This window comes from Candidatus Accumulibacter phosphatis, from assembly GCF_000024165.1.
In the GTDB taxonomy this organism is placed as follows: domain Bacteria; phylum Pseudomonadota; class Gammaproteobacteria; order Burkholderiales; family Rhodocyclaceae; genus Accumulibacter; species Accumulibacter phosphatis.
In genome coordinates this window covers 4,058,495-4,083,182 of record NC_013194.1, presented here as the reverse complement: position 1 = coordinate 4,083,182, position 24,688 = coordinate 4,058,495, and the positions used below count along the sequence as shown (strand labels likewise).

The following is a 24,688-nucleotide window of genomic DNA, read 5'->3' as shown; positions in this document are numbered from 1 at the left end:
TCAGTCCCTGAGGTCGCGACCGGTGAGCTTGAGGAAAACGTCTTCGAGGCTGGCGGCGCGATGGACGAAGCGCAGCGCCGTTTCGCCGGCTAGCACGGCGAGTAGTGGCGCGGCGTCGCGGCAGTAGAAGAAGGCCGTGTCGCCGGCCATCTCCATGCGCTCGCCAAGCTGCTCGTGAGTCTGGGCCCAGTTCGCGACGGCTTCGCCGAAGACTTCAACTACCTGCGGTTCGATGTGGCGCCTGATCAGCTCGCGCGGCGCTCCCTCGGCGATCAGACGGCCGTGGTCGAGAATCGCCAGGCGGTCGCACAGGCGCTCGGCTTCGTCCATGAAGTGCGTCGTCAGGATCAGGGTCTTGCCAAGGGCGATCAGGCGCTTCAGCCGGTCCCAGATCAAGTGGCGTGCCTGCGGGTCGAGGCCGGTCGTCGGTTCGTCGAGAAAGACGATGTCCGGGTCGTTGACCAGGGCGCGAGCCAGCGTCAGGCGCCTCTTCATGCCGCCGGAGAGCGACTGGATCGGCGCATGTTCCTTGCCGGTGAGTCCGGCGAAATCGAGCAGTTCGGGGATGCGGGCGCGCATCGCCGCTTCGCCGATGCCGAAGTAACGACCATAGACGGTCAGGTTCTCATGGGCAGTGAAATCCGGGTCGAGGTTGTCGAACTGGGGAACGACGCCGACGCGGGCGCGTGCCGCACCCGCGTCGGCCGGAACGGCCCGCCCGGCGAGGCGGATCGTGCCGCTATCGGGGATCGTCAGTCCCAGGCAGCAGCGCAGCGTCGTCGTCTTGCCGGCACCGTTCGGGCCGAGGAGCCCGAAACACGTGCCTGTGGGAACCGCGAAGTCGATGCCGGCGACCACCGCCTGGCCAGCGTAGGACTTGCCCAAGGCGACGACCTCGAGTGCCGGGCCGCCGCCAGCGGGGTTGAGCGCGTGGTTCGCGATCAGTGCCGCCATGCGCGGCTGACGATCTCGCGGATCACATGCAGGCGACGGTGGAAGAAGTGGTCGGCGCCGGGAACGACGATCACCGGCAACTCCAGCGGCTTTGCCCATTCGATGACGTTGGCCAGCGGCACGGTGGTGTCTTCGGATCCGTGGATGACGATGGTGTCTCCGGGCACGGCCTTGGTGTGGTAGCGGCGCGCGCCCTCGACGAAACCCGAAGCGGTGCCGACGAGAACCAGGCGCTGGGCTGGATGTCCGGCTTCCAGGAGCGCTTCGGCGACCCGCGTCTGCACATAGGCGCCGAACGAGAAACCGGCCAGCGCGATCGGCAGATTGCCATAACGGCACTTGGCTTCGGCAAGTACGGCCAGCAGATCTTCGGTCTCGCCCCGACCGTCGTCGTGCGTTCCCTCGGTGAGGCCGATGCCCCGGAAGTTCGGACGCAGCGCCACGTAATCGAGATGATTGAAGGTGCGCGCCAGCGTCTGCACGACCTTGTTGGTGTTACCGCCGCCGAAGAGCGGATGCGGGTGGCCGATCAGGGCGATGCCGCGTGGCGCGCCGGGGTTCTCGACGGTGATGTCGATCTTGCCGGCAGGTCCGTTGATCAGCAGTTGCTCCGCGTGCAGTCTCATCGCTTGCAAGTCCTTTCGCTGGCTCGGACGCGGCGACCCGGCGGGCGTCGGCGTGGCCGAGCGGGTGAGTAATCGCTCAAATGCGCAGCCGTTCGACGACGCGGCCGTGTACCAGGTGCTCCTGGATGATCTCCTCGATGTCCTCGTTGTCGACGTAGCTGTACCAGACGGCGTCCGGATAGACGACCAGCACCGGCCCGCTGTCGCAGCGGTCCATGCAGCCAGCCTTGTTGATTCGCACCTTGCCGGCGCCCTTCAGCCGCAGTTCGCCGATCCGATCCTTGGCGTACATCTGCGCTGCCGTCGCGCCAGCGTTGTTGCAGCAGGTCTCGCCCTCGCCGCGTTGGTTGCAGCAGAAGAAGACATGATGTCGGAAATGGCTCATGCGAAGGAATCCTCCAAGTGGTGGGCTGGCCGTGGCGTTCGATTCTAACCTCGTTTCGACAGTCGCAAGCCGGCGAGCGCGGCGACTGTTGGCGCTTTTTTTACACAGTGACGGTCGCCGGATCGCGTAGAATTCTGCGTTGCTGTCGTATTCGCTGTCTTCTGTCCTGTCCCTTGACGCGCCGAGCCGCGCTGGCTCTCACAGTGACAATCCCATGAGTAGTTGCGACGATCCCTTCACCGTTCTTGGCGTGCGCCGCGAGGCATCGCTCGATGAAGTCAAGCGGGCGTATCGTCGCCTGGCCATGCAGTGGCATCCGGACCGTAATTCGTCGGTGGCCGCCGAGGCCGAGTTCCGGCGGGTGCATGCCGCCTACGAGTTGTTCCTCGATCCGCAGCGAATGGCCGAATGGCAGCAGGCACAGACGACGATGACTGACGCCGGAGAGCCGGCGGGAACCGTCGGCGATGACTGCGTACTGCCGCTGGAACTTACCCTTGAGGAGGCGGCGCTGGGATGTCGCAAGGACATCGAACTGGTGGACAGCGTCGGCTGCCGGCGCTGTTGCGGCAGCGGCAAGCTGCAGCACGATCACCTGGTGCCCTGTCCGCGCTGCAGTGGCTGCGGCCGGGTGTCACGTGGCCGGGGCGGCACCAGCCGCTGTACCAGCTGTGCCGGGCGCGGCTACCTGCGCGAGACCGATTGTGCCGATTGCGCGGGCAGCGGCTACCGCCAGGAAACCCGCAAGCTGACGGTGACCGTGCCTGCCGGTCTGGTCGACGGCGAACGCCTGCGGCTTGCCCGGCAAGCACCGGTGAGCGCGACGTCGGGCCGGGAGACCCCGGCCGCCGGAGACCTGTACCTCGAGATCAGTCTGGCCGAGCACTCGCTCTTCGTCCTGCACGGGCGCGACCTCGTCTGCGAGGTGCCGGTAAGCGTCTTCCGCCTGCTCTGCGGCGGTCAGGTCGAGGTGCCGACCCTGAATGGCACGGCCTTGCTCGAGCTTTCTTCCGACCCCGGGCGCCCGTTCGAGTATCGCTTGTCCGGACTGGGCTTTCCCGACAGGCAGGGGCGTCACAAAGGTGATCTGGTCGTGCGCCTGCAGACGGTCGTCCCGGATATCGTCGGGGCGGCGGACGCCGTACTCCTCGAGCGCATCGAAGGACGGCAGGCGGCCGACCTGGCGCGCCGCGCGCCGCCTTTGGCGGCCTGGGACGCGCAGATGCGAACGCGTCGCCAGCCGTCTACACGCTGAGCATTGCTAGAGACGTCGTCCGAGTGCCGTCAGGTAGGGCAGGGCGACAAACGGCCACAGGCTGGCCACCCAGCGCGTCAGGCCGTTGAAGTTCAGGAAATGGCCTTGACGCCAGGTCGCCAGTGCCGCTTCCGAGTAGGGGTTGGCGGGCGTCAGGTTGACCAGCGCCGTGCCGGCCATCAGCGCAACACCCGCCAGCGCCACGCGCATCGGCGCCGGCAGCATCAACATCAGTGCGAGCAGGACGCCACCGATCAGCAGGCCAAGCTGGGCACCGGGAGTCAGCCAGGCGAGTGCCTCGTGCGGCGCGATCAGTACCGCCGCAGCGAGTGTCCTGATCGCCAGGGCCAGCACCAGGAAGGCGACCAGAATCAGATGCGGATGCGTCCGTTCGGCGAGCAGCGTGCGGGCAAAAAGCCCAATCACCAAGGTATTGCAGGCGATGACACCGGTTTCCAGGGCGAAGAACGCCGGCGCCGCATAGGGTACCGCCGGCGGCAGGCCGAGCACGCCGCGCAGGTCGCCGGTGCCGAAGAGCAGGGTTTCCGGCGACAGCTGGCTCATCAGCCAGAGGCCGATGAGGACCAGCCCGAGCTCGGCGTCGGGAATCGGCGCCAGCAGCTGCTGCTGGAACTGGCCGATGCGCCGGAAGATGCGCTTGCCGTTCCAGGCGCCGACGACGGCGCCGATCGCGGTTCCCAGGGTGTTGCAGGCCAGATCGACGTTCGACGGCACGCGTGAGGGCAGCCAGTTCTGCACGCATTCGAGCGCCAGGCTGAGCAGGCTGCCAATCAGCAGGGCAGCGATTGCCGGTGTCCAGCGCCAGGGCAGGTGGCGTAGCGCCAGGACCAGCAGAAAGCCCAGCGGCACGTAGACTGCGACATTGACCGACAGGTCGAAGACGGTCCAGTAGCGAGGCCAGCCGGCGTCGAGAAAGGCCAGCGGCGAGAGGCCGAGATCGCGCCAGTTGGCGAATGGGTAGAGGCTCGCGTAGGAGATCAGGACCAGGTAGGCGAGGGCCAGATAGAGGGGCAGCCGCGTTGGCCGGGGCAGCGGCAGCGGCAGCGGCTGCGGCGGTGTCGAGGGGTCGGTGAAGGCGGTCGGAGTGGGTGGTGATTGCTCCATCAAATGACCGCCGAGCGAAGGAAAGCGGCCATTCTATCGCTGCCGGCGACCATGACGCCGCCTTGAGTGGCGCCGATGCTCATTCGCCAGTCGGCCTGCGACGATGTTGATGCAGGGGTTCGGCGTGGTGAGTCTGGGCGGCGGCGCGGTGGTGGATCGCCGCATGCGCTTCGATGCCGGGCGTCGGCCGGCCGACCTTTTGTGGCAGCAGCGAGCCGGCAATCATGCCGACCAGACTGACGCCCAGGCCGATCAGCTGCGGGGGCACCAGTGGCTCGGCAATGAGCGCCTCGATCAACAGCCACGACGAGAGACCGCCGAGGATGGCGGCAAGTGCTCCCTGCGTCGTTGCGCGCCGCCAGTAGGCACCGAAAAAGAGCGGCACGAAGGCACCGGCGAGGGTGACCTTGTAGGCATTCTCGACCATCTTGAAGATCGACGCTTCCGAGTTGAGGGCGAAGCCGAGGACGATGGCGGTGAAACAGACCAGCGTCACGCGCATCATCCGCAGGAAGGCATGGTCGCCGGCATCCGGGAAGAAGCCGCGGACGATATTTTCCGAAAAGGCCACCGACGGCGCCAGCAAGGTCGCTGAGGAGCAGCTCATGATCGCCGAGAGGACGGCACCGAAGAAGATCGCCTGCGCGAATACCGGCGTGTGCTCGAGAACCAGCGTCGGCAGGACGAGTTGCGAATCGGTTTCGATCAGGGCATTGAACTGCTCGGGTGCGATCAGCGTTGCCGAGTAGGCAATGAACATCGGCACGAAGGTGAAGCAGAAGTAGAGCGAGCCACCGAGGACCGACGCGCCGATGGCGATTTTCGCGCTTCTCGCCGAGGTCACGCGCTGGAAGACATCCTGCTGCGGCACCGAGCCGAGCATCATCGTGATCCAGGCGCCAAGGAAGGTCAGCCATTCGGCGGCGCTGCCGGCAGGAAAGAAATCGAGCTTGCCGGCTGCCGCTGCCTGACTGACGACCACCTCGACGCCGCCCGTCATTCCCGAAACCAGGTAGCCGATGTAGAGCATGCCGCCCATCACCACGCCCATTTGCACGAAGTCGAGGATGGCCACCGACAGCATGCCGCCAAAGCTGGTATAGGTCAGCACGATCAGCGCCCCGAGGATCATGCCTGCCTGGGTCGGGATGGCGCCGGCGGTGACGACGTTGAAGACCAGCCCCAGCGCCTTGATCTGCGCCGAAACCCAGCCGAGGTAAGAGGCGACGATGCACACCGTGGTGAGCACCTCGACGGTCCGGTTGTAGCGCATGCGGAAGAAATCGCCGAGGGTCAGGACATTGAGCCGATACAGTCTGGTGCCGTAGAAGACGCCGGCAATGATCAGGCACAGGCTGGCGCCGAAAGGGTCGGCGACGACACCACGCAGGCCGTCCTTGACGAAGGTCGCCGACACCCCGAAAACCGCCTCGGCGCCGAACCAGGTGGCGAACACGGTCGCCGTGACTACCGGCAGCGGCAGGCTGCGGCCGGCCACCGCGAAGTCCTTGGCGTTGTGTACGCGCGTTGCCGCGTAGAGGCCGATGGCGATCGAAACGAGCAGGTAGACGACGACGAACCAGATCAGCATCCCGGTACTCCTGGTGCGAGTTCTCGGATTTTCGGATTTTTCGGACGACCCGTCCGCTTGCGGCCTCCCGAGGGAGGAACTGCGGCAGCCGGACGAATCGCTCCCTTCCGGAATTGACGCGGTCGTAGACCGGCGTGCCCGGAGCACTGCGCAGGGCGCGCCAGGAATTATGTCACGGCGAGGTGTGGCGCGTGAACGGGCAATCGCCGAGCGGGCGCGGGCGGCAGAATCAGCTCCCCGATCGCGGGCAGCTGTGCACCCCGAAGCGGCGCCGTTCCTCGTCGGTCAGGCCACGGCGCACGCGCTTCGCCACCTCGCTGGCAATTTCCTCGATCGGGCGACACTCGGCGCAATACCACAGGCGAACCGTCTGGTCCTTGCTGGTGGTGACTGCCGTCTTGCCGTCGGCGGAAAACTGCGCGCTCCACACTCCCCCCGAATGCCCGCGCAGCACCGGCAGCTCGCCGCCGCTGGTCGCGTCCCAGAGGCGTGCGGTCATATCGCCGCTGGCGGTCAGTACGCTCTTGCCGTCGGGGGAAAACTGCGCGCTCTCGACCGAGTCCTCGTGCCCGCGCAGGACATGCAGTTCGCGGCCGCTGGCCACCTCCCACAGGCGCGCGGTCTCGTCGAGGCTGGCGGTGAGGACCGTGCGGCCGTCGGGGGAGAAGCGTGCGCTGCGCAGGGCTTCCTCATGCCCGCGCAGGACGTGCAGCGCGCCGCCGCTGGTCGCGTCCCACAGGCGGGCGGTGGCGTCCCAGCTGGCCGTGAGCACCCGCTTGCCATCGGCGGAAAACTCGGCGCTGATGACGGGTGCCTCATGCCCGCGCAGAACCTGCAACTCGCGGCCGCTGCTCATCTCCCAAAGGCGTGCGGTTCTGTCGGAACTGGCGGTGAGCAGCGTGGCCCCGTCCGCCGCAAGCTGCACGCTGACTACCGGGGCTTCATGCCCCTTCAGGGTCCGCAGCTCACGGCCGCTGGCTGCCTCCCAGAGCCGTACGGTCTGGTCCTTGCCGGTGGTCAGCACCGTCATTCCATCGCGCGTAAACTGCCCGCTGAGGACCGCGCCATGGTGACCACGCAAGACGCGCAACTCGTGCCCGCTGACCACATCCCAGAGACGCGCCGTCTCGTCCAGACTGGTGGTCAGCACTCGCTGACCATCGGCGGAAAACTGCGCACCGACGACCGGCGCCTCATGTCCGTGCAGAACCCGTAGTTCGCGGCCGCTGGCCACCTCCCACAGACGTGCGCTGCCGTCGTCGCTGGCAGTGAGCAGCGTCCTGCCATCGGCTGAGAACTGCGCCAGCGAAACCGCGCCTGCGTGCCCAAGCAAGACGCCCAGTTGGCGGTTGCCCGAGGCTTCCCACAGCCGCGCGGTATGGTCGCCGCTGGCGGTGAGGACCGTCTTGCCGTCGCCCGAGAACTGCGCACTCCAGACCGCGCCCTCATGCCCGCGCAGATTGCGCACTTCCTGGCCACTGGTCATCTCCCACAGCCGCGCCGTCTTGTCGCCGCTGGCCGTCAGCACCGTTCCGCCGTCGGCGGACAACTGCACGCCCCACACCGGGCCCTCATGCCCGCGCAGAACGTGCAGTTGGCGGCCGTGGGTGGCGTCCCAGATCCGGGCTGTCTTGTCCCGGCTGGCGGTGAGGATGAACTGGCCGTCAGCAGAGAAGCGCGCGGCACGCACCGAGCCTTCGTGCCCGCGCAGAACGTGCAGTTCCCGGCCGCTGGCGACGTCCCAGAGGCGCGCCGTCCGGTCGTAACTGGCGGTGACCGCCCGCTGGCCGTCAGCGGAGAATTGAGCGGCCCACACCGCCCCCTGATGCCCGCGGAGAACCTGCAACTCGCGCGCGCTGGCGACGTTCCACAGGCGCGCGGTCCCGTCGTCACTGGCGGTAAGCGCGAACTGGCCATCGGCGGAGAACTGCGCACTCCAGACCGGCCCCGCATGTCCGCGCAGCACGTGCAACTCGCGGCCGCTGTCCACGTCCCACAGCCGCGCGGTTCGGTCGTCGCCGGCGGTGAGCGCCGTCTTGCTATCGGCGGCGAACTGGGCGCTCCAGACCGGGCCTTCGTGCCCACGCAGGACGTGCAGTTCGCGGCCGCTGGCGACGTCCCACAGCCTGGCAGTACGGTCTTCCGCGGCTGTGATCACCGTCTGCCCATCGGGGCTAAACGCCGCGCTCCCGACCGGGGCCGTATGGCCGACCAGAACCTGCAGCTCACGGCCGCTGGCGACATCCCACAGTCGCGCAGTGTGGTCTTCGCTGGCGGTGATGGCCGTTTTTCCGTCGGCGGAGAACTGCGCGACCCAGACCTTGTTGGCGTGCCCGCGCAGCACGGTCGAGTAGGGAAAGGCGTAGCCGGCCGCACGCAGGAGCGCGTCGGCCTTGCCGTTGGCAGCCACCTGCCGCGCCGCCAGGGCGACCAGGACGCTCTGGTCCGGATGCTCCCTGGCGAGACTCTCGGCGGTGGTCGCCAACTCGCCCGCAAGAGCCGCGCAGGCCATCGCTTCGGCTTCTACCTTGGCGCGTTCGGCCTGCCGCCAGGACCAGACGGCGACAACTCCCAGGGTCACGGCCACCAGTCCGACAGCGATCGCCACGCGACTGCGGCGACGCAGGACGACGTTGAAGGCCAGAGCTTGCTGCCGCTCGCGTTCGGCGCGCTGACGTTCCGCTTCGGCGCGTTGTGCCGCCGCCCGCTGCAACTGCGCCTCGGCTTCGAGGCGGGCGGTTCGCTCCTGCTCGGCCTGGTGTCGCAGGGCAGCGTCGTGCTCCTGCTCTTCCCTGAGCTTGTCCCGGCTCGACTGGATGTAGTCGTCGACCAGCGCATAGGCCCCAGCACCTTCGTAGCGCGCGGCCCAACCCGGCGGATGCACGCGCTCCTGCAGGCGCGCCCGCCAGCGCTGCGCCCGCTCGCAGTCGTTCGCGTCGAGCCAGCCGCCGCCCTCGCTTTGACGGCGGGCCGCACGCTGCCGCCACTCGCGCAGTTCGGCGAGGTCGCGGTCTTCCTCGGCGAGCCACTGGCGGAAGAGTTGCCACTGGCGAAACAGGCTCTCGTGGCTGATATCGATCAGATCGTCGTCGCCGATGTTGCCGCTGCCGCGCGGCAGGACGAAGCCCGCGTCCTCGGCACGGAAGGCGTCGATGACCGCGCGCAGGGCAGCGTACTGCGACTCCGGCACCTGCTGCTGCAGCTCACGCATCGTCTGCGGACGGCGCACCTCGCGCCCTTCGCGCCGCTCGACGAGGGCCAGAAAGAACTGGCGAGCGACCGCGCTCTGCTCGGCAGTCAGCGCGCCATAGATGTCCCAGGCGTGGTTGTCGATGGCGTGCGAGAGCAGCGGACCGCTTGCCGTCGCGACGCCATCGGCGTGGCGCGGAGCGCAGATCGTCTCGAAGTCGCCGGCGTCGATCTCGCGGCGTCCCAGCGCGCGCGCGCGCTGCCACATGCGCAACAGCGCGTGTTCGAGAATCGGCAGTTCGTCGTCACCGCCGAGTGCGTTGACCATGCGGTTGGCGAGTACTGGGTCGATGCTGCCGCCGACCAGGGCGAGCGGCGACACGATCACCGACCTGATCTGCTCCGGGCCGAGGCGTGGCGTCAGGTAGAGGCCGCTGTTGATCGCCTCCGGCAAGCCATGGAAGGCAACACAGTGGCCGAGAAAGTCCGAGCGCATGGTGATCACGATGTAGATCGGCAACGCTTCCCTGGCCGAGCGCAGCAGCAGGGTGATCAGGCTGTCCGCTTCGTCGGGGTTCTTCTGGCGGTAGCGGAAAATCTCCTCGAACTGGTCGACCACCAGCAGCAGCGACTCACCGACGAAATGCTCCGCCTTCTGGCGGTACAGGTCGCTGAGCGCCAGCGGGCTGGTGCCGAGGACCGCCGCGAGCGACGAGACGGCGGCGGCGCGGTCGGCGTTGTCGGCCCAGCGGGGATCTTCGGTGAGCGCTCGCGCGAGGTTGGCGAGAGGCGCATCGCCGGGCTGGAAGATGCAGACGTTCCAGGCGACTGGCGGCGTCACCTCGCCGCCGCCGCGCGGGTGCAGTGCGCCCCGGTGCAGGGCCGGAATGAGGCCGGCGCGCACCAGCGACGACTTGCCCGTGCCGGAGGCGCCGAGCACCGCGGTAAAACGCTGTTCCCGCTCGAGACTGGCGAGCAGATCCCGTACATGCGATTCGCGGCCGAAGAAGAGCAGCGACTCGTCCTCGGTGAAGGGCCGCAGGCCGACGTAAGGGGCGGGCAGGGTGAGCGTGATGCGCTTCATCGCCTACAGTCCGCGCAGAAACTCGCCGAGGCCGTCTTCGTCGACGGCGACGACATCGTCCGATTCGATACCGAACTCGCTGGCCACGGTGCCCTGTTCGAGGTACACGCCCCAGCGCTCGACCTCGAGACTGTTCTCGGCTACCTGGTTGAGAAAGTAGACCAGTCGGTTGTAGGCGGTCGCGTACTTGCTGCGGTCGGCGTAGATGGTGATACCGGCGCGGCACGGCCGCAACAGTTCCTTGACGTCGATCCCGTCGTTGCCCAGAGGCGCGCTCGGCGGCAGGCCGCGGACGTCGAACTGCTGTTCGCGGATGATCGTGCGCAGGCGGCCACTGACGACCGGCAGGCTCGCCAGATCGTCGAGGAAGACGAGCTTCCGGTGGGTGCGGGCCGCCGTCGGCAGCATCTGCGCGGTGGCCGCCACGCGCTCGCGGCGGGCCCGCTCGGCGCGCAGCCGTTCGATGATCTCCGCCTTGAAGGCCGCGAGGTGAGTGACGCGAAGGAACTCGGTGTCGAACAGACCGGCGTGCGCCGGGTCGCCAATCTGGTCCTTGTCGGGGAGGCGCTCGCACCACTGCATGATGGGCAGGCGCGCCTCCTGGGCGCGTTGAAACTGCAGTTGCGGCAGCGGTGCCGCAAAGCCCTTGCCCTTGCGGCCGGCGGTGGGCGAGAGCAGTTGCACGAACAGTCCGCTGCGCGCGATGTCTGCGGCCAGTGCGGTATCGAACTCGAGGGGCGTGAAGCCGACATAGTCGCCATCAGGGAGCACGACGATGCCTTCGGGTTCCAGCGCCAGCCTGACGGCTACGCGTTGCAGTTCGAGATCGTCGGTGGTATCCGCCAGGAGAACGGTTCCCAGCGGTGCCACAGCGGCTCTTGCTGAGCCGTCGGCATCAGGTCGGCGCGTATCGGCTGCCGGCGATGCGGGCAGTACAGTCGTCCGCAGGGCGCGCAGCCGGCTGTCGATGGCCATGCGCAGCTCGTTGAGGACGCTCCAGTAGTGAGCCGCGACTTCCTGGCCGCTGTCCTTCGGGCTCGGGTAGCCCGACAGCACAGGCGATGCCGCAGTGGCCGGCTGGTACCAGAACTTGGCATGGATCAGCCGCTTGCGCAGCGCGTGGATGATCGGTGGAACGGCAGTCAGCGACTCGAAGGGAAAAATCTCCACCACGAAGACGTCGGCCGGCTTCTCGGGGTCGCCCGAATGGGTGCGCACAAAGTGTTCGATCTCCCTACCGCACCAGCTCGAATCGACATAGTTCTGCGACAGCAGGACGAGCAGCAAGCGGCTCCGCTCGACCTTGGCCAGCAAGTCGCTGTCGAACTCGTCGCCCGGCTTGAGCGCGTGATCGATGAAGATGCGTTTGCGGAAGACGTTCGGGCCTTCATTGAGGTTGGCCGCCAGAGCGGTGACCCAGCCGACCGGGCTGGAGGTGCCGAGGGCGACGCCGTTGTCGGCATGAGCGTAGCTGACGAAGACGTCGAGAGATTCATCAGCGGGCATCGTTACCTCGACTGGCTGCGGGTGGTTGGCGACCCGTCAGCCGGTTCTGCGGCTGCGCGGCACGCTGGTGCAGGACAACGAGCCAGAACACCATCTCGGGACTCCAGGTACGAACGATCCCATTGTCGGGATGACCCGCTCAGCGGTGATCGGCGGTTCGCCAGTCGGCTGCAGGCAGGCGAACCACCTTGCGGCGACACCTGCGCCCTGGCTGGGCGACTATCCGGAACCGTTCGAGCGATATTATCTATACTATATCAATCCATGACGCACGCAGAGCACTTTCCGCCGCTTGCCGGGTCGGGTCAAGCCGATCGGGTGGACGCCGATGGACCCGCCTGGCGGCAGGAGGAGATTCCCGTTGCGCAAGGGACGATGGCGAGAAACCATTCGACGCCGGCCCCTGGCGTTGTTATTCTGAGAGACGCAGCGCCTGTCTGTTTCCTAACGAAGTGGAGCACTCAAATTGGGCAAGAAGCTTTATGTCGGTAACCTGAGCTATACCGTTGATCAGGGCGAACTCACCGCCTTGTTCGCCGCCCACGGCACCGTTGCCTCTGCGCAGGTGATCACCGACCGTGAAACCGGCCGCTCGAAGGGTTTCGGTTTTGTTGAGATGGGCTCCGATCAGGAGGCGCAGGCCGCCATCGCGGCACTCGCCGGCGCTAGCGTCGCTGGTCGCAATCTGACCGTCAATGAAGCACGTCCCCTCGAAAGTCGCGGCGGTGGCGGTTTCGCTGGGAGCCGTCGTGGCGGTACTGGCGGTGGCGGCGGTCGCGCAGGGGGCGGCCGCTACTGATTCACTCGGTCGCCTCACTGAGCCATGACCGTCTGGCGAAGTGAGGCGACCCTTCCCGAATTCCAACCGGTGTAGCCGCTGTCGCGGCAATGAGAGGACACGCCTTGGCAAAACCCAACTATCAGTTCGAAAAACGTCAGAGGGAACTCGAGAAGAAGAGAAAGCAGGAAGAAAAGCGGCAGCGCGATGCCGCGGCGAAGAGCCTGCCAGAGGGCGGCGCTTCCGAAAGTACCGCCGACGCGCCGGAATCGGCAGAGGCCGGCGGGCCGGCCAGCGTCGGCTGAGCAGCGCGAAAGCGCGTTCTCACCCGGCTTGACGCCGGCTGCTCCTGGCGCATCGGCGCTTGGGTTGACAGCGAGGGGGCACGGCAGGGATACTCGCCCCCTGCTGTTCGACCTCCTGCCAGTCGCCCCAATGCCCGTTGCATCGCTTCCCACCAATCGTTCGTTCGGCCTCCTGTTCACCGTGGTGTTCGCGTTGGCGGGCGGCTATCTGTGGTGGACTCACCTGGCGGGGCATGGCTGGTTCTTCGCTGCCGCCGCGCTGACCCTGCTGGTCACGCTGACGGTCCCGGACTGGTTGGCGCCGTTCAACCGCGCCTGGATGAAGCTGGCGGAACTGCTTAACCGCATCGTTTCGCCGCTGGTGCTCGGCCTCATTTTCTTTGGCATCTTCACGCCGATTGCCTGGGGCATGCGCTTGGCCGGGCGTGACGTGATGCAGCGGCGATTCGAACCCGAGTCGCCAACCTACTGGCAGGACCGCGATCCGCCCGGGCCCGATCCCGACGGTCTGCCGAACCAGTTCTGACAGGAAGCAACATGGGATTCATGGGCGAGTTGTGGCAGTTCCTCAAGGTGCGCAAGAAGTTCTGGATGTTGCCGATCATCATCGTCATGGTTCTCCTCGGCGGGCTGCTGGTCCTCGCGCAGGGGTCGGTCATTGCACCGTTCATCTACACGCTGTTCTAGACATGCGTGTTCTCGGCCTGTCCGCCTACTACCATGACGCGGCGGCGGCCGTCGTCGTCGACGGGCGCATCGTCGCCGCTGCGCAGGAAGAGCGCTTCACCCGGATCAAGCATGACCCGGCTTTTCCGCTCAATGCGGCACGCGAGTGCATCGCGCTTGCCGGGCTGCGTGCGCACGAAATCGATTTCGTGGCCTTCTACGACAAGCCCTTTCTCAAGTTCGAGCGTCTGCTCGAGACTTACCTGGCTTTTGCGCCGCGCGGGTTTACCTCGTTCCGGCACGCGCTGCCGCTGTGGCTGAAGGAGAAACTGTTTCAGAAGAGCATGCTGATCAAGGAGTTGTCGCAGCTCGACGCGAGTGTGGACTGGACTCCCCGCCTGCTTTTTTCCGAGCATCACCTCAGCCATGCGGCGAGCGCGTTCTTTCCGTCGCCGTTCGAGAGGGCGGCGGTACTGACCATGGATGGCGTCGGCGAGTGGACGACCACCTCGCTGGCGATCGGTTCGGGGACCGAGCTGAAAGTGATCCGCGAGATTCATTTCCCGCACTCACTCGGCTTGCTCTATTCGGCATTCACCTACTACACCGGCTTCAAGGTCAACTCCGGGGAGTACAAGGTGATGGGCCTGGCGCCGTATGGCGAGCCGAAGTACGCGGCGCTGATCCTCGAACACCTGATCGACGTCAAGGACGATGGCAGCTTCCGTCTCAACCTCGACTACTTCGACTACTGCACCGGCTTGACGATGACCAATCGCCGTTTCGCGGAACTGTTTGGCGGCCCGCCGCGTCAGGCGGACGCCTTGCTCGGACAGAAGGAGATGGACCTCGCGGCGTCGGTGCAGTCCGTCACCGAGGAGGTGGTGCTGAAGCTTGCACGCTCGGTCGCCCGCGAGACCGGTGAGAAGAACCTGTGCCTGGCGGGTGGTGTGGCGCTCAATTGCGTTGCCAACGGAAAACTCCTGCGGCAGGGCAGTTTCGAACGGCTGTGGCTGCAACCGGCGGCCGGCGATGCCGGCGGTTCGCTGGGCGCTGCGCTCGTCGCCGCGCACATGTACAAGCGTGAGCCGCGCCAGATCGCCGGTGGCGGCGATCTGATGCAGGGCTCCTACCTCGGTCCGCGCCATGACACGGCAGACAGTGCGCGGCGCCTGACGGTGCTCGGCGCGAAGTTCGACGTGCTCGGTGATGACGAGATCGTCGAGCGCTGCGCGCGTGCATTGGCTGACGGCCAGGCACTCGGCTGGCATCAGGGGCGCATGGAGTTCGGCCCGCGCGCCCTCGGCGGACGCTCGATCCTCGGTGACGCGCGCTCGCCGACGATGCAGAAACTGCTCAACCTCAAGGTCAAGTACCGCGAATCGTTCCGGCCGTTCGCGCCCGCCGTGCTGCGCGAGGACGTCGGCGAATGGTTCGCCATTGACGAGGACAGCCCCTACATGCTGCTGGTGGCCGACGTACTCGAACGGCATCGCATCGCGATGACGCCCGAGCAGCAACGACTTTTCGGGATCGACAAACTCAACGTGCCGCGCTCGTCGATTCCGGCCGTCACGCACGTGGACTACTCGGCGCGCATCCAGACCGTACACCGCGAGACCAATCCACGCTTCCACGCGGTGATCAGCCGCTTCAAGGCGCTGACTGGCTGTCCGGTGGTGGTCAACACCAGTTTCAACGTGCGCGGTGAGCCGATCGTCTGTACGCCCGATGACGCCTTTCGCTGCTTCATGGGCACCGAGATCGAGGCTCTGGCGGTGGGCAACTGCTTCCTGCGCAAGGAAGACCAGGATCCGGCGCTGAAGGAGCGCTACGAAGGCAAGTTCGATCTGGATTGACGCCGGCGCGACCAGCCGGGCGCAGCTCTGTCCGTCGCCGCACGTAGCTCGCCGGGCCGTCGGCCTGCCCGCACTTTCGGCCACCGGCCTGCCGGCGCGACCGCCCCTACTTTGACGAGACCGTTGCCCATGAAGAAAACCGCTCTGCTCAACGTCCTCCTGGTCGTTGCCAGCGTCCTCGCCACCCTGCTCGTGCTCGAAGTGGTGATCGAGAAGACGCTGCTCACGCGCATCCCGGTGAAGTTTCATTTTGCCCTCCCGTCCGGTCTGGCCGTACTCGCCCAGAGTTCGAAGGCCGAACGTCTGCCGGTAAACTACGTCGCCCTGGCCGGCGATTCCTATGCCCATGGCAAGGGCGACTGGCTGTTGCAGATCAATCCGCGCAGCAACGACCCCTTTCATTCGGCGCATGTCCTGCAGCAATTGACCGGCTACGACGTCATCACTTTCGGCAGGAGCGGTGCCAGCAGTGCCAAGGGCTGGGTGCGCGAACCGCTGTCGAAATACCGCTACATCCACGATGTCATCGACAGCGACCTGCAGCCGCCGAGGTTCATCCTGGCTTTCTTCTATGCCGGCAACGATCTCTCGGACAATTTCCTGCAGGTGCGCGACAGCTTCATCCCTGCCTACGGGGAAGCTGCGGTGCACGACGACGCGGCCTGGGACAGGTTCTTCAGCAAGGAGATTCGCACGAACAATGTTGGGCCGCACGGTTCCGCGCAGATCAATCGTGGCTGGCTGATGACGGCGGTGTTCAGGATCATCAAGCGCGAACTCACCGGCAAGGATGTCGAAACGGAAGTCGAACTGGCTGAGGAAATGGCGGCCCAGGGCAAGGACACCAATCAGGTCGTCATCGACGGCGTCTCGACGATGATTCCCGGCGGCCTGCAGGCACCGGGGATGGGACTCGACCGGCAGCAAACCGAGATCGCCTTCCTGGCCATGGCGAAATCACTGGCCCGCCTGAAGCAGGCTTTTCCGGCCAGTCAGGTGGTGGTGGTGTATGTCCCGTCGGTCATGGAGGTGTACGCTCTCGGCGCTGAGCAGGTCAGTGTCTTCAGTTCCCTGCCGCGCGAGGGCCAGTACGTGCAGGAACGCTTCGCAGCGGCCGATCTGGTGGCGCGCAGCACCGAAGTCGCCGCGCGTGTGGCCGCCGAAGCGCGCGCACAAGGGCTGCCGTTCATCGATACCCGCCAGGATCTCCGGGCAGCGGCTGCGCGCCACATCCTGCACGGCCCGAAAGACTGGTTGCACTTGAATCGTCTGGGCTACGAGGTGTTTGCCCGCTCGATGGCCTGCGGCATGGTCGCCAACAAGCTATGGCCCGAACAGGCCTGCCAGTCGGGAGTTGTGGTCAGCCAGTAGGGGAGCATTCGCCGGCCGCCGGCGGCCCCGGGGTCAGTCGTCGAGGACGACGCTGGTATAGACCTCCTGCACGTCGTCGAGGCCCTCCAGCGCGTCGATCAGCTTCTGCATGCGCAGCGCCTCGTCGCCGCCGAGCTGCGTTTCGTTTTCAGCCTTCATCGTCACGCCGCCGAACTCGACCTGGAAACCGGCAGCGGTGAGCGCGTCCTTGACCGCCATGTAGTCGTTCGGCGCGGTGATGACTTCGACCGATCCGTCATCGTTGGTCAACACGTCGTCAGCGCCGGCTTCGATCGCCGCGTCCATCAACGCGCCTTCGTCGGTGCCCGGCGCGAACAGCAATTGCCCGCAGTGCTTGAACTGAAAGGCGACGCAGCCGTCGGTGCCGAGGTTGCCGCCGTACTTGTTGAAGGCGTGGCGGACGTCGGCGACGGTACGCGTCTTGTTGTCGGTCAGGCAATCGACGATCACCGCGGCGCCGCCGATGCCGTAGCCTTCATACCGGATTTCGACGTAGTCGACGCCTTCGAGTTCGCCGGTGCCCTTCTTGATCGCGTTGTCGATCTTGTCCTTGGGCATGTTGACGCCCTTGGCCTTGTCCACGGCCAGGCGAAGGCGCGGATTGAAGGCCGCATCGCCGCCGCCCATCTTGGCGGAGACCGTGATCTCCTTGGCGATCTTGGAGAAGGAGGCGCTGCGCTTTTCGTCCTGGCGACCCTTGCGGTGCTGGATGTTGGCCCACTTCGAATGTCCTGCCATGCTGACCTCTTGTGATTGCTGGTGACGTGCGGGCCTTGCCGAAGGCAACAAATGGGCCCGCAAATGGTCGATAATCGAGCCCCGCATTCTAGCACTTCCCGCAATTTCGTCCGTTCCCGTTACCACTTTCCGGAGTCGATCATGGTTGCACCACTTGTCATCGCCAGACACGCAGACAAAGAGCTCGCCCTGTTGCCGGCGCTGGCCAATCGCCACGGCCTGATCACCGGCGCCACTGGCACCGGCAAGACGATCACCCTGCAACTCCTTGCCGAGCGCTTTTCGACGATCGGTGTGCCGGTGTTCATGGCCGACGTCAAAGGCGATCTGTCGGGTCTGGCGTCCGTCGGCAGCCTGACGCCGAAGATGGAGGCACGCCTGGCCACGCTCGGTGTCAAGGATTTCGCGCCGGCGAAATGCCCGGTGGCCTTCTGGGACGTTTTCGGCGCCCAGGGACACCCGGTGCGCGCGACGATTTCGGACATGGGGCCGGTACTTCTGGCGCGCCTGCTCAACCTCAACGACACGCAGGCCGGCGTGCTGCAACTGGTGTTCAAGATCGCCGATGACAACGGCCTGTTGTTGCTCGATCTCAAGGACTTGCGGGCGATGATCCAGTATGTCGGCGAGAACGCCAAGACCTTCACCAACGAATACGGCAACGTCTCGGCCGCGTCCATCGGCGCCATCCAGCGCGGCCTGCTGACGCTCGGCGAGCAGGGTGCCGAGGCGTTCTTCGGCGAACCGATGCTCGACATCGCCGACCTGATGCAGACCGACGACGGCAAGGGCGTGGTCAACATCCTCGCCGGCGACAAGTTGATGGGGTCGCCGCGTCTCTACTCGACCTTCCTGCTGTGGCTGCTTTCCGAACTGTTCGAGCAGTTGCCGGAAGTCGGCGACCTCGACAAGCCCAAGCTGGTGTTCTTCTTCGACGAAGCGCACCTGCTGTTCAACGAAGCGCCGGCGGCCTTGCTCGAAAAGATCGAGCAGGTGGTCCGCCTGATCCGTTCGAAGGGGGTCGGCGTCTATTTCGTCACCCAGAACCCGCTCGACATTCCCGACACCGTTCTCGGTCAGCTCGGCAACCGCGTCCAGCACGCGCTGCGCGCCTTCACGCCGCGTGACCAGAAGGCCGTCAAGGCCGCCGCCCAGACCTTGCGCGCCAATCCGAAGTTCGATGCCGAGACGGCGATCACCGAGCTTGGCGTCGGCGAGGCGCTGGTTTCCTTCCTCGACGAGCAGGGTCGGCCAGGCGTCGTCGAGCGAGCCTTCATCCTGCCGCCGGCATCGCGCATCGGCCCGCAGACGGCCGAGGAGCGCCAGGCGGTGATCAGGAACTCGGCGATCTACGGGCACTACGAGAACATCGTCGATCGCGAGTCGGCCTACGAAAGACTCAAGGGCTCACCTGCCGCCGCTCAGCCGAACGGTGGCGCACCCGCGCCTGGCGGTGAGCCGGCGCCGACGGCTACGGGGGGCGGCTGGCTGGGGGGCCTCGGCGATCTGTTCGGCGGTGGTTCCGGCAGCGGGCGGGCGCGCGGCGGCGATTCGGTGATCGAGACGGCCGCCAAGAGCGCCGCCCGCGCGATCGGCTCGCAGGTCGGCCGCGAGATCATCCGCGGCGTCCTCGGGTCCATCCTCGGCGGCGGTTCGCGGCGGCGCTGAGCCCGGCCGGCGGCATCGCCAGCCACGCTTTCAGCGGACCGTCAAAGCGTGATCTCCGTCTCCATCACCGTTACCGCCGAGCCGGACAGGATCACGCGCTCGCCCTGGATGGCGCAGCCGATCCTGCCGCCGCGTCGCGAAACCTGCCGCGCGGTCAGCGTGCGCTTGCCGAGTCTGGCCGCCCAGTAAGGCGCCAGCGCGCAGTGCGCCGACCCGGTCACCGGGTCCTCCGGAACGCCGTACTTCGGCGCAAAGAAGCGGCTGACGAAATCGACATCGCTGCCCGCTGCCGTAACGATGACGCCGCGCAGGTCGAGCTGGCTCAGCCAGGCATGATCGGGCGTGATCGCGCGCACCGCGGCCTCGCTGTCGAACACCGCCAGATAATCGCCGCCCGCCAGCACCTTGAGCGGTTGCCGGCCGAGGCCGGCGACCAGCGCCTCGGGGATGGCGCAGGCCTGCGCCGGGGTGGCCGGGAAATCCATGGCCAGCAGGTGGCCCTGGCGTTCGACCGAGAGGTCGCCGCTGCGCGTCGCGAAAGTGATCGTGCGGCCCGCATAGCCGAGGATGTCGAACAGGACATGCGCCGCGGCGAGCGTTGCGTGGCCGCACAGGTCGACCTCACTGACCGGCGTGAACCAGCGTAGATCGAAACAGTCTCCTGAAGGCACCAGAAACGCGGTCTCCGAAAGATTGTTCTCCTCGGCGATCGCCTGCATGATCCGGTCGTCGAGCCAGCTTTCGAGTGGGCAGACCGCCGCCGGGTTGCCTTCGAAGGCCCGCTCGGCAAAGGCATCGATCTGATATTGCTTGAGTTTCATCGTGTTCTCCGGTGGCATGAACGATGGGCGTATCTTACCCGCACGCAGGACGTTCAGCGACGGGCGCCTTTCCGCCTCGGCCGGCGATGGCCGTTTTTGTCCCGTCATTGTCCGAGCGCGGTATCGTTCATTTTTTCGCCTGGCTCTACGATGGCGGCAGGTCAAACAAAGGAGGTCTGGAAATGTCCGAAAAAGATGTCGTCGGGGGTTGTCGTGCAGCGCTGGTGGTGATCGATGTGCAGGAGTCCTTCCGGCACATGCCCTTCTGGTCCGAAGCCGATCTGCCGGCGTTCAGGGACGCCGTGCTGCGGCTCGATGCCGCTTGTCGGCAACGTGGTGTGCCGGTGGTGCACATTTTTCACGTCGGTCAGGCCGGGCCGTTTACCGAGGCATCGGGTCATGTGCGCGCGCTCGACTGGCTGCCCGGCTCGCCCGACGTGTGCTTCTTCAAGCACACGCACAACGCCTTCTCGGACACCGGCCTCGATCTGTGGTTGCGCCGCCACGGCATCGAGCGCCTGATCATTGCCGGCATCCGCACCGAGCAATGCTGCGAGACGACGACGCGGGTCGGCTCCGACATCGGCTACCAGGTCGATTTCGTCAGCGACGCGACGCTGACCTTCCCGATGACGCATCCGCTAAGCGGCCGCACCTACTCGCCGGCCGAGATCAAGGAACACACCGAACTCGTGCTGGCCGGGCGCTTCGCGCGCATCGTCGGCGTCGACGATTGCCTCGCCGCGCTGGGAGAAGCACATGCTTGAACTGCGCCCGAACTGCGAGTGCTGCGATCGCGATCTGCCACCCGACTCGCCGGCAGCGATGATCTGTTCCTTCGAATGCACCTTCTGTGCCGATTGTGCCGATACCCGGCTCGCCGGGCGTTGTCCCAATTGCGGCGGCGAGTTGCTGCGCCGGCCGATTCGCCCGGCGGACAAGCTGGCACGCTATCCGGCTTCGGCGCAGCGCGTCCGCCAGCCCTGCACCAGCCAGCCAGCGCCCGCCAGTTCAGCACCGGCAGGGCAGGACTGAGCGGATGCGTCCGCGCGATCTCGCTCTCGCCTTGCTGGTCGTCGCCGTCTGGGGCGTCAACTTCGCGGTCATCAAGACCGGCGTCGCCGAGGTGCCGCCGCTGTTGCTCGGCGCCCTGCGCTTCCTGCTCGCTGCCTGCCCGGCGGTCTTCTTCCTGCGCGCACCGAAAGTGCCCTGGCAGCTCTACCTCTCTTACGGGATGACCATTTCGGTCGGGCAGTTCGCTTTCCTGTTCTCGGCCATCCACGTCGGCATGCCGTCCGGGCTCGCCTCGCTGGTGCTCCAGTCGCAGGCTTTTTTCACGATGCTGTTCGCCGCCCTTTGGCTCAAGGAGAGCTGGCGCACCAGCCAGCTCGTCGGGCTGCTTCTGGCCGCCTGCGGCCTGGCGCTGATCGGCTCGGCGCACGGCGTGTCGATGCCGCTGCTCGGCTTTCTGCTGACCGTCGCCGCCGCTTCGCTGTGGGCGGCCGGCAACATCGTCACGCGTGCGGTCGCCGCTTGCGGACCGATCAACCAGCTCGCTTTCGTCGTCTGGGCGAGTCTCGTGCCGCCGCTGCCCTTCCTCGCGCTGTCACTACTGATCGAGGGCCGCCCAGCGATGGCCGCCGCGCTGAGCGACTTCAGCCTGCGTTCCTTCGCCGCCGTGGCCTACCTCGCCTGGGCGGCGACGCTGCTCGGCTACGGCTTGTGGACGCGCCTGCTGTCGCGCTACCCGGCCAACCAGGTGGCGCCGTTCAGCCTGCTCGTGCCGGTGGTCGGGCTGACGACCGGCTGGCTGGTGTTCGACGAGGTGCTGCGGCCGGTGCATCTCGCCGGTGGCGCGCTGCTGATGCTCGGCCTGGCGGTCAATCTGTTCACCACCCGCCTGCTCGGCTGGGCGAGGGCGCGGCCATGACACTGTCGGTCTGGTTCGTCCTCACTCCCAACGTGCTGATGCTCGATTATGCCGGGCCGGCCGAGGCGCTGCGCATGGCCGGCGAGATGGGGGCGGACATCGCGGTCCACACCTGTGCGCCGGTGGCGCAACTGCGCACTTCGCTCGGCGTCGAACTCGCCGGCCTCGCCGCGTTGCCGGCGCGACTGCCGCCCGACAGCTTGGTGATCGTCACCGGCAACGCCTGCGAAGCCGAGGATTACGCGCGCCCCGAGGCGCATGCCGTCGTCGCCTGGCTGCGCACGGCGGTGCAGGCGGACACGCAGTTCGCTAGCATCTGTTCCGGTGCGCTGCTGCTCGCCGCCGCCGGGCTGCTCGACGGCCGGCGGTGCACCACGCACCACAGCCTGATCGACGCCCTGCGTCTGGCCGCGCCGGCGGCGAAGGTCGAGGAGAATCGCGTCTTCGTCGACGACGGGCCGCTGCTGACCAGCGCCGGCATCACTACCGGCATCGACCTCGCGCTGTACCTGATCGAGCGGCACGCCGGCGCCGAACTGGCGGCGCGTGTCGCGCGTCGCCTGGTCGTCTACCAGCGCCGTGGCGGCAACGATCCACAACTCTCGCCGTGGCTCGCCCACCGCAACCACCTGCACCCCGCCGTCCATCGCGCGCAGGACGCGATCGCGCTGGATCCGGCGCGATCGTGGTCGGTCGACGAGCTTGCCGCGCAGGCCCATGTCAGCGCGCGCCATCTGACGCGCCTGTTTGCCGAGCACGCCGGGATCAGCGTCGTCGGCTATCAGCAGCGGCTGCGCGTCGCCCGGGCGCGCGAACTGCTCGCCGAGCGGCATCTATCGGTCGAGCGCGTCGCCGAGCTGGCCGGTTTTGCCTCGGCACGCGATTTCCGGCGTGTCTGGCAGCGCTATGAAGGCGGCACGCCGAGCAAGCGGCGCGCTGCGGATCGGCGAGGCAGCACCATCGGCGATTGCCAGCCGTCCTGACCCGCAGAGCGGCAAGGCCATCATGAAACTTCCCGGAATCAACGGCGTTTCCCCGACGACTTTCGGGCGTGCCGGGAGTCTGAGGCATCATTCGGCAGGCGTCTGCAATTGACTTGCATGCCCAGGAGTATGATGCTGGCTGACTACTTGCAGAGGGCCAAGTCATGAAAACTGCGACCATCGCCGATACCAGATCGCACCTGTCCGCGCTCCTTGACGAGATTGCCGGTGGCGGAGAGATCGTCATCACTCGCCGCGGAAAGCCCGTGGCGCGTCTTGTAGGCGAGCCGCCATCGACCCCTTTTGATTGGTCAGACCTGCGCGATTGGGTGGTGGCGGCGCCAGCAGCCTATGGTTTGAGCGTGGCCGAGATGCGTGAGCAGAATCTGTTGTGATCTATCTCGACGCGTGCGAAGTGTCACTGCCGATAGCAGTGCCCAATGGCGAAAGGAAGAGGCACGGCCACTGCCTTCCACCACGTCTACCGTCGTCGCGGCGCTTCGAGTAGCTCGCCACGAAGTTGGCACGCTGCACACGCGGCGTGATGCGGAGGGCCGGGGCGCCACGGCCGGCGATCGCAACCGCTCGGAAGAGCACAACGGCAAGGCCGCCAGGCCTTGCCGTTGTGCATGTTCTGTCCGTCACCTAGCGGTTCACGTCGACGACGACCCGGCCGCGCACCTTGCCTGCGAGCAATTCCGCAGCCACGGGAATCGCCTCCTCGAGGCTGATCTCGCGCGTCATGGCGTTGAGCTTGCCGAGGTCGAGATCGCGCCCGAGGCGCTCCCACGCTTCCTGACGCACTGCCAGTGGCGCCATGACGCTGTCGATGCCGTAGAGGGTGACGCCGCGCAGGATGAAGGGGGCGACCGTCGCCGGAAAATCCATTCCCCCGGCCAGGCCGCAGGCGGCAACGGCACCGCGGTAACGGGTCGTCGCGCAGGCATTGGCCAGTGTGTGGCTGCCCACCGTGTCGATGACGCCTGCCCAGCGCTCCTTGCCGATCGGCTTGCCGGGCGCCGACAATTCGTCGCGGTCGATGACCGAGGTGGCGCCGAGCGCTTTCAGGTGTTCGGCCTCGGAGACGCGGCCGGTCGACGCCACCACCTGGTAACCGAGCCCGGCGAGCAGCGCGATGGCCACACTGCCGACGCCGCCGTTGGCACCGGTGACGAGGACCTCTCCGTCTGCGGGTTTGATGCCGTGCTTCTCGAGTGCCAGCACGCAGAGCATCGCGGTGTAACCGGCGGTGCCGACGGCCATCGCCTGGCGCGGCGTGAAGCTGGCCACCAGCGGCACCAGCCATTCACCCTTGACACGTGCCCTCTCGGCAAGGCCGCCGCAGTGCGTCTCGCCGACGCCCCAGCCGTTCAGCACCACCTCATCGCCCACTGTCCAGGCCGGGTTGCGGCTGTCGACCACCGTGCCGGCAAAGTCGATTCCCGGAATCATCGGGAAGCGGCGGACAACCGGCGCCTTGCCGGTAATCGCCAGACCGTCCTTGTAATTGAGTGTCGACCGGGCAATGCGCACGCTGACATCGCCTTCCGGCAGGACGGCATCGTCGATGTCCTCGACGCGCGCCTGATAACCGGCGTCGTCCTTGGTGATCAGGATTCCCTTGAACATGGAGACTCTCCTTGGCTGTAGGTAATGGGACTGGGTGAGCAGAAGCACCGGAATCAACGCAATCAGCGCAATCAGCGCAATCAACGGCATCCCGGCGACAACTTTCGAGCCTGCCGACATTCTGAGGCAACAATCGCCGGAGGTTCACAAAATGGCCCGCTCGCCCAGGAGTATGATGCGGCCTGACCATTTTCCGGAGAGCTC

Annotated in this window: 23 protein-coding genes; 13 read left to right on the top strand and 10 right to left on the bottom strand. The window is 66.5% G+C overall.

The window, feature by feature from the left end; all coding sequences use genetic code 11:
* The 3 genes from CAP2UW1_RS17730 to CAP2UW1_RS17720 all read right to left on the bottom strand — a co-directional run bounded on the left by CAP2UW1_RS17730 (nt 1) and on the right by CAP2UW1_RS17720 (nt 1,965).
* Entirely contained in the window at nt 1-954 is a 954-nt protein-coding gene (locus tag CAP2UW1_RS17730) for an ATP-binding cassette domain-containing protein (protein ID WP_015768002.1), read from the bottom strand.
* Nucleotides 942-1,580 carry an alpha/beta hydrolase gene (locus tag CAP2UW1_RS17725; protein WP_015768001.1) on the bottom strand — a complete coding sequence of 213 codons (639 nt, stop codon included), beginning with the start codon at nt 1,578-1,580 and terminating at the stop codon, nt 942-944. Before CAP2UW1_RS17725 ends, CAP2UW1_RS17730 begins: the two co-directional genes overlap by 13 nt.
* Before the next feature lie 76 nt (nt 1,581-1,656).
* The gene (locus CAP2UW1_RS17720; protein ID WP_015768000.1) at nt 1,657-1,965 is read right to left on the bottom strand and encodes a (2Fe-2S) ferredoxin domain-containing protein; all 309 of its coding nucleotides are present in this window, start codon (nt 1,963-1,965) and stop codon (nt 1,657-1,659) included.
* Nucleotides 1,966-2,179: 214 nt separating this feature from the next.
* Here CAP2UW1_RS17720 and CAP2UW1_RS17715 point away from each other — a divergent pair, with 214 nt between their 5' ends.
* Nucleotides 2,180-3,220, top strand: a complete 1,041-nt coding sequence (locus CAP2UW1_RS17715; RefSeq protein ID WP_015767999.1) for a DnaJ C-terminal domain-containing protein — start codon at nt 2,180-2,182, stop codon at nt 3,218-3,220.
* Nucleotides 3,221-3,226: 6 nt separating this feature from the next.
* Here the strand turns inward: CAP2UW1_RS17715 and CAP2UW1_RS17710 are convergent, their stop codons facing one another.
* The 4 genes from CAP2UW1_RS17710 to CAP2UW1_RS17695 form a co-directional block, all read right to left on the bottom strand.
* Nucleotides 3,227-4,345: a VanZ family protein gene (locus CAP2UW1_RS17710; protein WP_015767998.1), complete on the bottom strand. Its 1,119-nt coding sequence runs from the start codon at nt 4,343-4,345 to the stop codon at nt 3,227-3,229.
* Between the two features lie 79 nt (nt 4,346-4,424).
* Nucleotides 4,425-5,936, bottom strand: a complete 1,512-nt coding sequence (locus tag CAP2UW1_RS17705) for a sodium:solute symporter family protein (protein WP_015767997.1) — start codon at nt 5,934-5,936, stop codon at nt 4,425-4,427.
* Between the two features lie 229 nt (nt 5,937-6,165).
* Entirely contained in the window at nt 6,166-10,209 is a 4,044-nt protein-coding gene (locus CAP2UW1_RS24075) for an NACHT and WD repeat domain-containing protein (RefSeq protein ID WP_015767996.1), read from the bottom strand.
* A gap of 3 nt (nt 10,210-10,212) precedes the next feature.
* Complete coding sequence (locus tag CAP2UW1_RS17695) at nt 10,213-11,715, bottom strand: toll/interleukin-1 receptor domain-containing protein (RefSeq protein WP_015767995.1); 1,503 nt, start codon at nt 11,713-11,715, stop codon at nt 10,213-10,215.
* Between the two features lie 466 nt (nt 11,716-12,181).
* Here CAP2UW1_RS17695 and CAP2UW1_RS17685 point away from each other — a divergent pair, with 466 nt between their 5' ends.
* The 6 genes from CAP2UW1_RS17685 to CAP2UW1_RS17665 all read left to right on the top strand — a co-directional run bounded on the left by CAP2UW1_RS17685 (nt 12,182) and on the right by CAP2UW1_RS17665 (nt 16,694).
* Nucleotides 12,182-12,514 (top strand): RNA recognition motif domain-containing protein, encoded by a 333-nt coding sequence (locus CAP2UW1_RS17685; RefSeq protein ID WP_015767994.1) that lies wholly within the window; start codon nt 12,182-12,184, stop codon nt 12,512-12,514.
* Between the two features lie 104 nt (nt 12,515-12,618).
* Nucleotides 12,619-12,798, top strand: a complete 180-nt coding sequence (locus tag CAP2UW1_RS17680) for a hypothetical protein (protein WP_041567907.1) — start codon at nt 12,619-12,621, stop codon at nt 12,796-12,798.
* Nucleotides 12,799-12,928: 130 nt separating this feature from the next.
* Nucleotides 12,929-13,324 (top strand): SxtJ family membrane protein, encoded by a 396-nt coding sequence (locus CAP2UW1_RS17675; RefSeq protein WP_015767992.1) that lies wholly within the window; start codon nt 12,929-12,931, stop codon nt 13,322-13,324.
* An 11-nt stretch (nt 13,325-13,335) separates the two neighbouring features.
* On the top strand, nt 13,336-13,485 hold the full coding sequence (locus tag CAP2UW1_RS25765; RefSeq protein WP_015767991.1) for a DUF5989 family protein: 150 nt from the start codon (nt 13,336-13,338) through the stop codon (nt 13,483-13,485).
* Nucleotides 13,486-13,487: 2 nt separating this feature from the next.
* On the top strand, nt 13,488-15,323 hold the full coding sequence (locus CAP2UW1_RS17670; protein ID WP_015767990.1) for a carbamoyltransferase family protein: 1,836 nt from the start codon (nt 13,488-13,490) through the stop codon (nt 15,321-15,323).
* Nucleotides 15,324-15,452: 129 nt separating this feature from the next.
* Nucleotides 15,453-16,694: a GDSL-type esterase/lipase family protein gene (locus tag CAP2UW1_RS17665; RefSeq protein WP_015767989.1), complete on the top strand. Its 1,242-nt coding sequence runs from the start codon at nt 15,453-15,455 to the stop codon at nt 16,692-16,694.
* Between the two features lie 33 nt (nt 16,695-16,727).
* On the opposite strand, the gene CAP2UW1_RS17660 is transcribed toward CAP2UW1_RS17665, so the two are convergent.
* Nucleotides 16,728-17,453, bottom strand: coding sequence for a YebC/PmpR family DNA-binding transcriptional regulator (locus tag CAP2UW1_RS17660; RefSeq protein ID WP_015767988.1), 726 nt, complete (start codon nt 17,451-17,453; stop codon nt 16,728-16,730).
* A gap of 141 nt (nt 17,454-17,594) precedes the next feature.
* Here CAP2UW1_RS17660 and CAP2UW1_RS17655 point away from each other — a divergent pair, with 141 nt between their 5' ends.
* Nucleotides 17,595-19,121, top strand: a complete 1,527-nt coding sequence (locus tag CAP2UW1_RS17655; RefSeq protein WP_015767987.1) for a helicase HerA-like domain-containing protein — start codon at nt 17,595-17,597, stop codon at nt 19,119-19,121.
* A 41-nt stretch (nt 19,122-19,162) separates the two neighbouring features.
* Here CAP2UW1_RS17655 and CAP2UW1_RS17650 read toward each other — a convergent pair whose 3' ends face one another.
* Nucleotides 19,163-19,942 (bottom strand): PhzF family phenazine biosynthesis protein, encoded by a 780-nt coding sequence (locus CAP2UW1_RS17650; RefSeq protein WP_015767986.1) that lies wholly within the window; start codon nt 19,940-19,942, stop codon nt 19,163-19,165.
* 182 nt (nt 19,943-20,124) lie between these two features.
* On the opposite strand from CAP2UW1_RS17650, the gene CAP2UW1_RS17645 reads away from it, so the two are divergent.
* The 5 genes from CAP2UW1_RS17645 to CAP2UW1_RS17625 all read left to right on the top strand — a co-directional run bounded on the left by CAP2UW1_RS17645 (nt 20,125) and on the right by CAP2UW1_RS17625 (nt 23,250).
* Nucleotides 20,125-20,709: an isochorismatase family protein gene (locus tag CAP2UW1_RS17645; RefSeq protein WP_015767985.1), complete on the top strand. Its 585-nt coding sequence runs from the start codon at nt 20,125-20,127 to the stop codon at nt 20,707-20,709.
* Nucleotides 20,702-20,977: a DUF1272 domain-containing protein gene (locus CAP2UW1_RS17640; RefSeq protein WP_015767984.1), complete on the top strand. Its 276-nt coding sequence runs from the start codon at nt 20,702-20,704 to the stop codon at nt 20,975-20,977. Before CAP2UW1_RS17645 ends, CAP2UW1_RS17640 begins: the two co-directional genes overlap by 8 nt.
* A gap of 4 nt (nt 20,978-20,981) precedes the next feature.
* On the top strand, nt 20,982-21,872 hold the full coding sequence (locus tag CAP2UW1_RS17635; protein ID WP_015767983.1) for an O-acetylserine/cysteine exporter: 891 nt from the start codon (nt 20,982-20,984) through the stop codon (nt 21,870-21,872).
* Nucleotides 21,869-22,855 (top strand): GlxA family transcriptional regulator, encoded by a 987-nt coding sequence (locus CAP2UW1_RS17630; protein ID WP_015767982.1) that lies wholly within the window; start codon nt 21,869-21,871, stop codon nt 22,853-22,855. Before CAP2UW1_RS17635 ends, CAP2UW1_RS17630 begins: the two co-directional genes overlap by 4 nt.
* Nucleotides 22,856-23,019: 164 nt before the next feature.
* Entirely contained in the window at nt 23,020-23,250 is a 231-nt protein-coding gene (locus CAP2UW1_RS17625) for a type II toxin-antitoxin system Phd/YefM family antitoxin (RefSeq protein WP_015767981.1), read from the top strand.
* A 250-nt stretch (nt 23,251-23,500) separates the two neighbouring features.
* Here CAP2UW1_RS17625 and acuI read toward each other — a convergent pair whose 3' ends face one another.
* Nucleotides 23,501-24,484, bottom strand: coding sequence for an acrylyl-CoA reductase (NADPH) (gene acuI / locus CAP2UW1_RS17620; RefSeq protein ID WP_015767980.1), 984 nt, complete (start codon nt 24,482-24,484; stop codon nt 23,501-23,503).
* Nucleotides 24,485-24,688 lie beyond the last annotated feature (204 nt).

Excerpts from the sequence above, each read along its gene's own strand:
- CAP2UW1_RS17730 (WP_015768002.1), bottom strand. The coding sequence starts at position 954 with ATGGCGGCACTGATCGCGAACCACGCGCTCAACCCCGCTGGCGGCGGC.
- CAP2UW1_RS17725 (WP_015768001.1), bottom strand. The coding sequence starts at position 1,580 with ATGAGACTGCACGCGGAGCAACTGCTGATCAACGGACCTGCCGGCAAG.
- CAP2UW1_RS17720 (WP_015768000.1), bottom strand. The coding sequence starts at position 1,965 with ATGAGCCATTTCCGACATCATGTCTTCTTCTGCTGCAACCAACGCGGC.
- CAP2UW1_RS17715 (WP_015767999.1), top strand. The coding sequence starts at position 2,180 with ATGAGTAGTTGCGACGATCCCTTCACCGTTCTTGGCGTGCGCCGCGAG.
- CAP2UW1_RS17710 (WP_015767998.1), bottom strand. The coding sequence starts at position 4,345 with ATGGAGCAATCACCACCCACTCCGACCGCCTTCACCGACCCCTCGACA.
- CAP2UW1_RS17705 (WP_015767997.1), bottom strand. The coding sequence starts at position 5,936 with ATGCTGATCTGGTTCGTCGTCGTCTACCTGCTCGTTTCGATCGCCATC.
- CAP2UW1_RS24075 (WP_015767996.1), bottom strand. The coding sequence starts at position 10,209 with ATGAAGCGCATCACGCTCACCCTGCCCGCCCCTTACGTCGGCCTGCGG.
- CAP2UW1_RS17695 (WP_015767995.1), bottom strand. The coding sequence starts at position 11,715 with ATGCCCGCTGATGAATCTCTCGACGTCTTCGTCAGCTACGCTCATGCC.
- CAP2UW1_RS17675 (WP_015767992.1), top strand. The coding sequence starts at position 12,929 with ATGCCCGTTGCATCGCTTCCCACCAATCGTTCGTTCGGCCTCCTGTTC.
- CAP2UW1_RS25765 (WP_015767991.1), top strand. The coding sequence starts at position 13,336 with ATGGGATTCATGGGCGAGTTGTGGCAGTTCCTCAAGGTGCGCAAGAAG.
- CAP2UW1_RS17670 (WP_015767990.1), top strand. The coding sequence starts at position 13,488 with ATGCGTGTTCTCGGCCTGTCCGCCTACTACCATGACGCGGCGGCGGCC.
- CAP2UW1_RS17665 (WP_015767989.1), top strand. The coding sequence starts at position 15,453 with ATGAAGAAAACCGCTCTGCTCAACGTCCTCCTGGTCGTTGCCAGCGTC.
- CAP2UW1_RS17660 (WP_015767988.1), bottom strand. The coding sequence starts at position 17,453 with ATGGCAGGACATTCGAAGTGGGCCAACATCCAGCACCGCAAGGGTCGC.
- CAP2UW1_RS17655 (WP_015767987.1), top strand. The coding sequence starts at position 17,595 with ATGGTTGCACCACTTGTCATCGCCAGACACGCAGACAAAGAGCTCGCC.
- CAP2UW1_RS17650 (WP_015767986.1), bottom strand. The coding sequence starts at position 19,942 with ATGAAACTCAAGCAATATCAGATCGATGCCTTTGCCGAGCGGGCCTTC.
- CAP2UW1_RS17645 (WP_015767985.1), top strand. The coding sequence starts at position 20,125 with ATGTCCGAAAAAGATGTCGTCGGGGGTTGTCGTGCAGCGCTGGTGGTG.
- CAP2UW1_RS17640 (WP_015767984.1), top strand. The coding sequence starts at position 20,702 with ATGCTTGAACTGCGCCCGAACTGCGAGTGCTGCGATCGCGATCTGCCA.
- CAP2UW1_RS17635 (WP_015767983.1), top strand. The coding sequence starts at position 20,982 with ATGCGTCCGCGCGATCTCGCTCTCGCCTTGCTGGTCGTCGCCGTCTGG.
- CAP2UW1_RS17630 (WP_015767982.1), top strand. The coding sequence starts at position 21,869 with ATGACACTGTCGGTCTGGTTCGTCCTCACTCCCAACGTGCTGATGCTC.
- CAP2UW1_RS17625 (WP_015767981.1), top strand. The coding sequence starts at position 23,020 with ATGAAAACTGCGACCATCGCCGATACCAGATCGCACCTGTCCGCGCTC.
- acuI (WP_015767980.1), bottom strand. The coding sequence starts at position 24,484 with ATGTTCAAGGGAATCCTGATCACCAAGGACGACGCCGGTTATCAGGCG.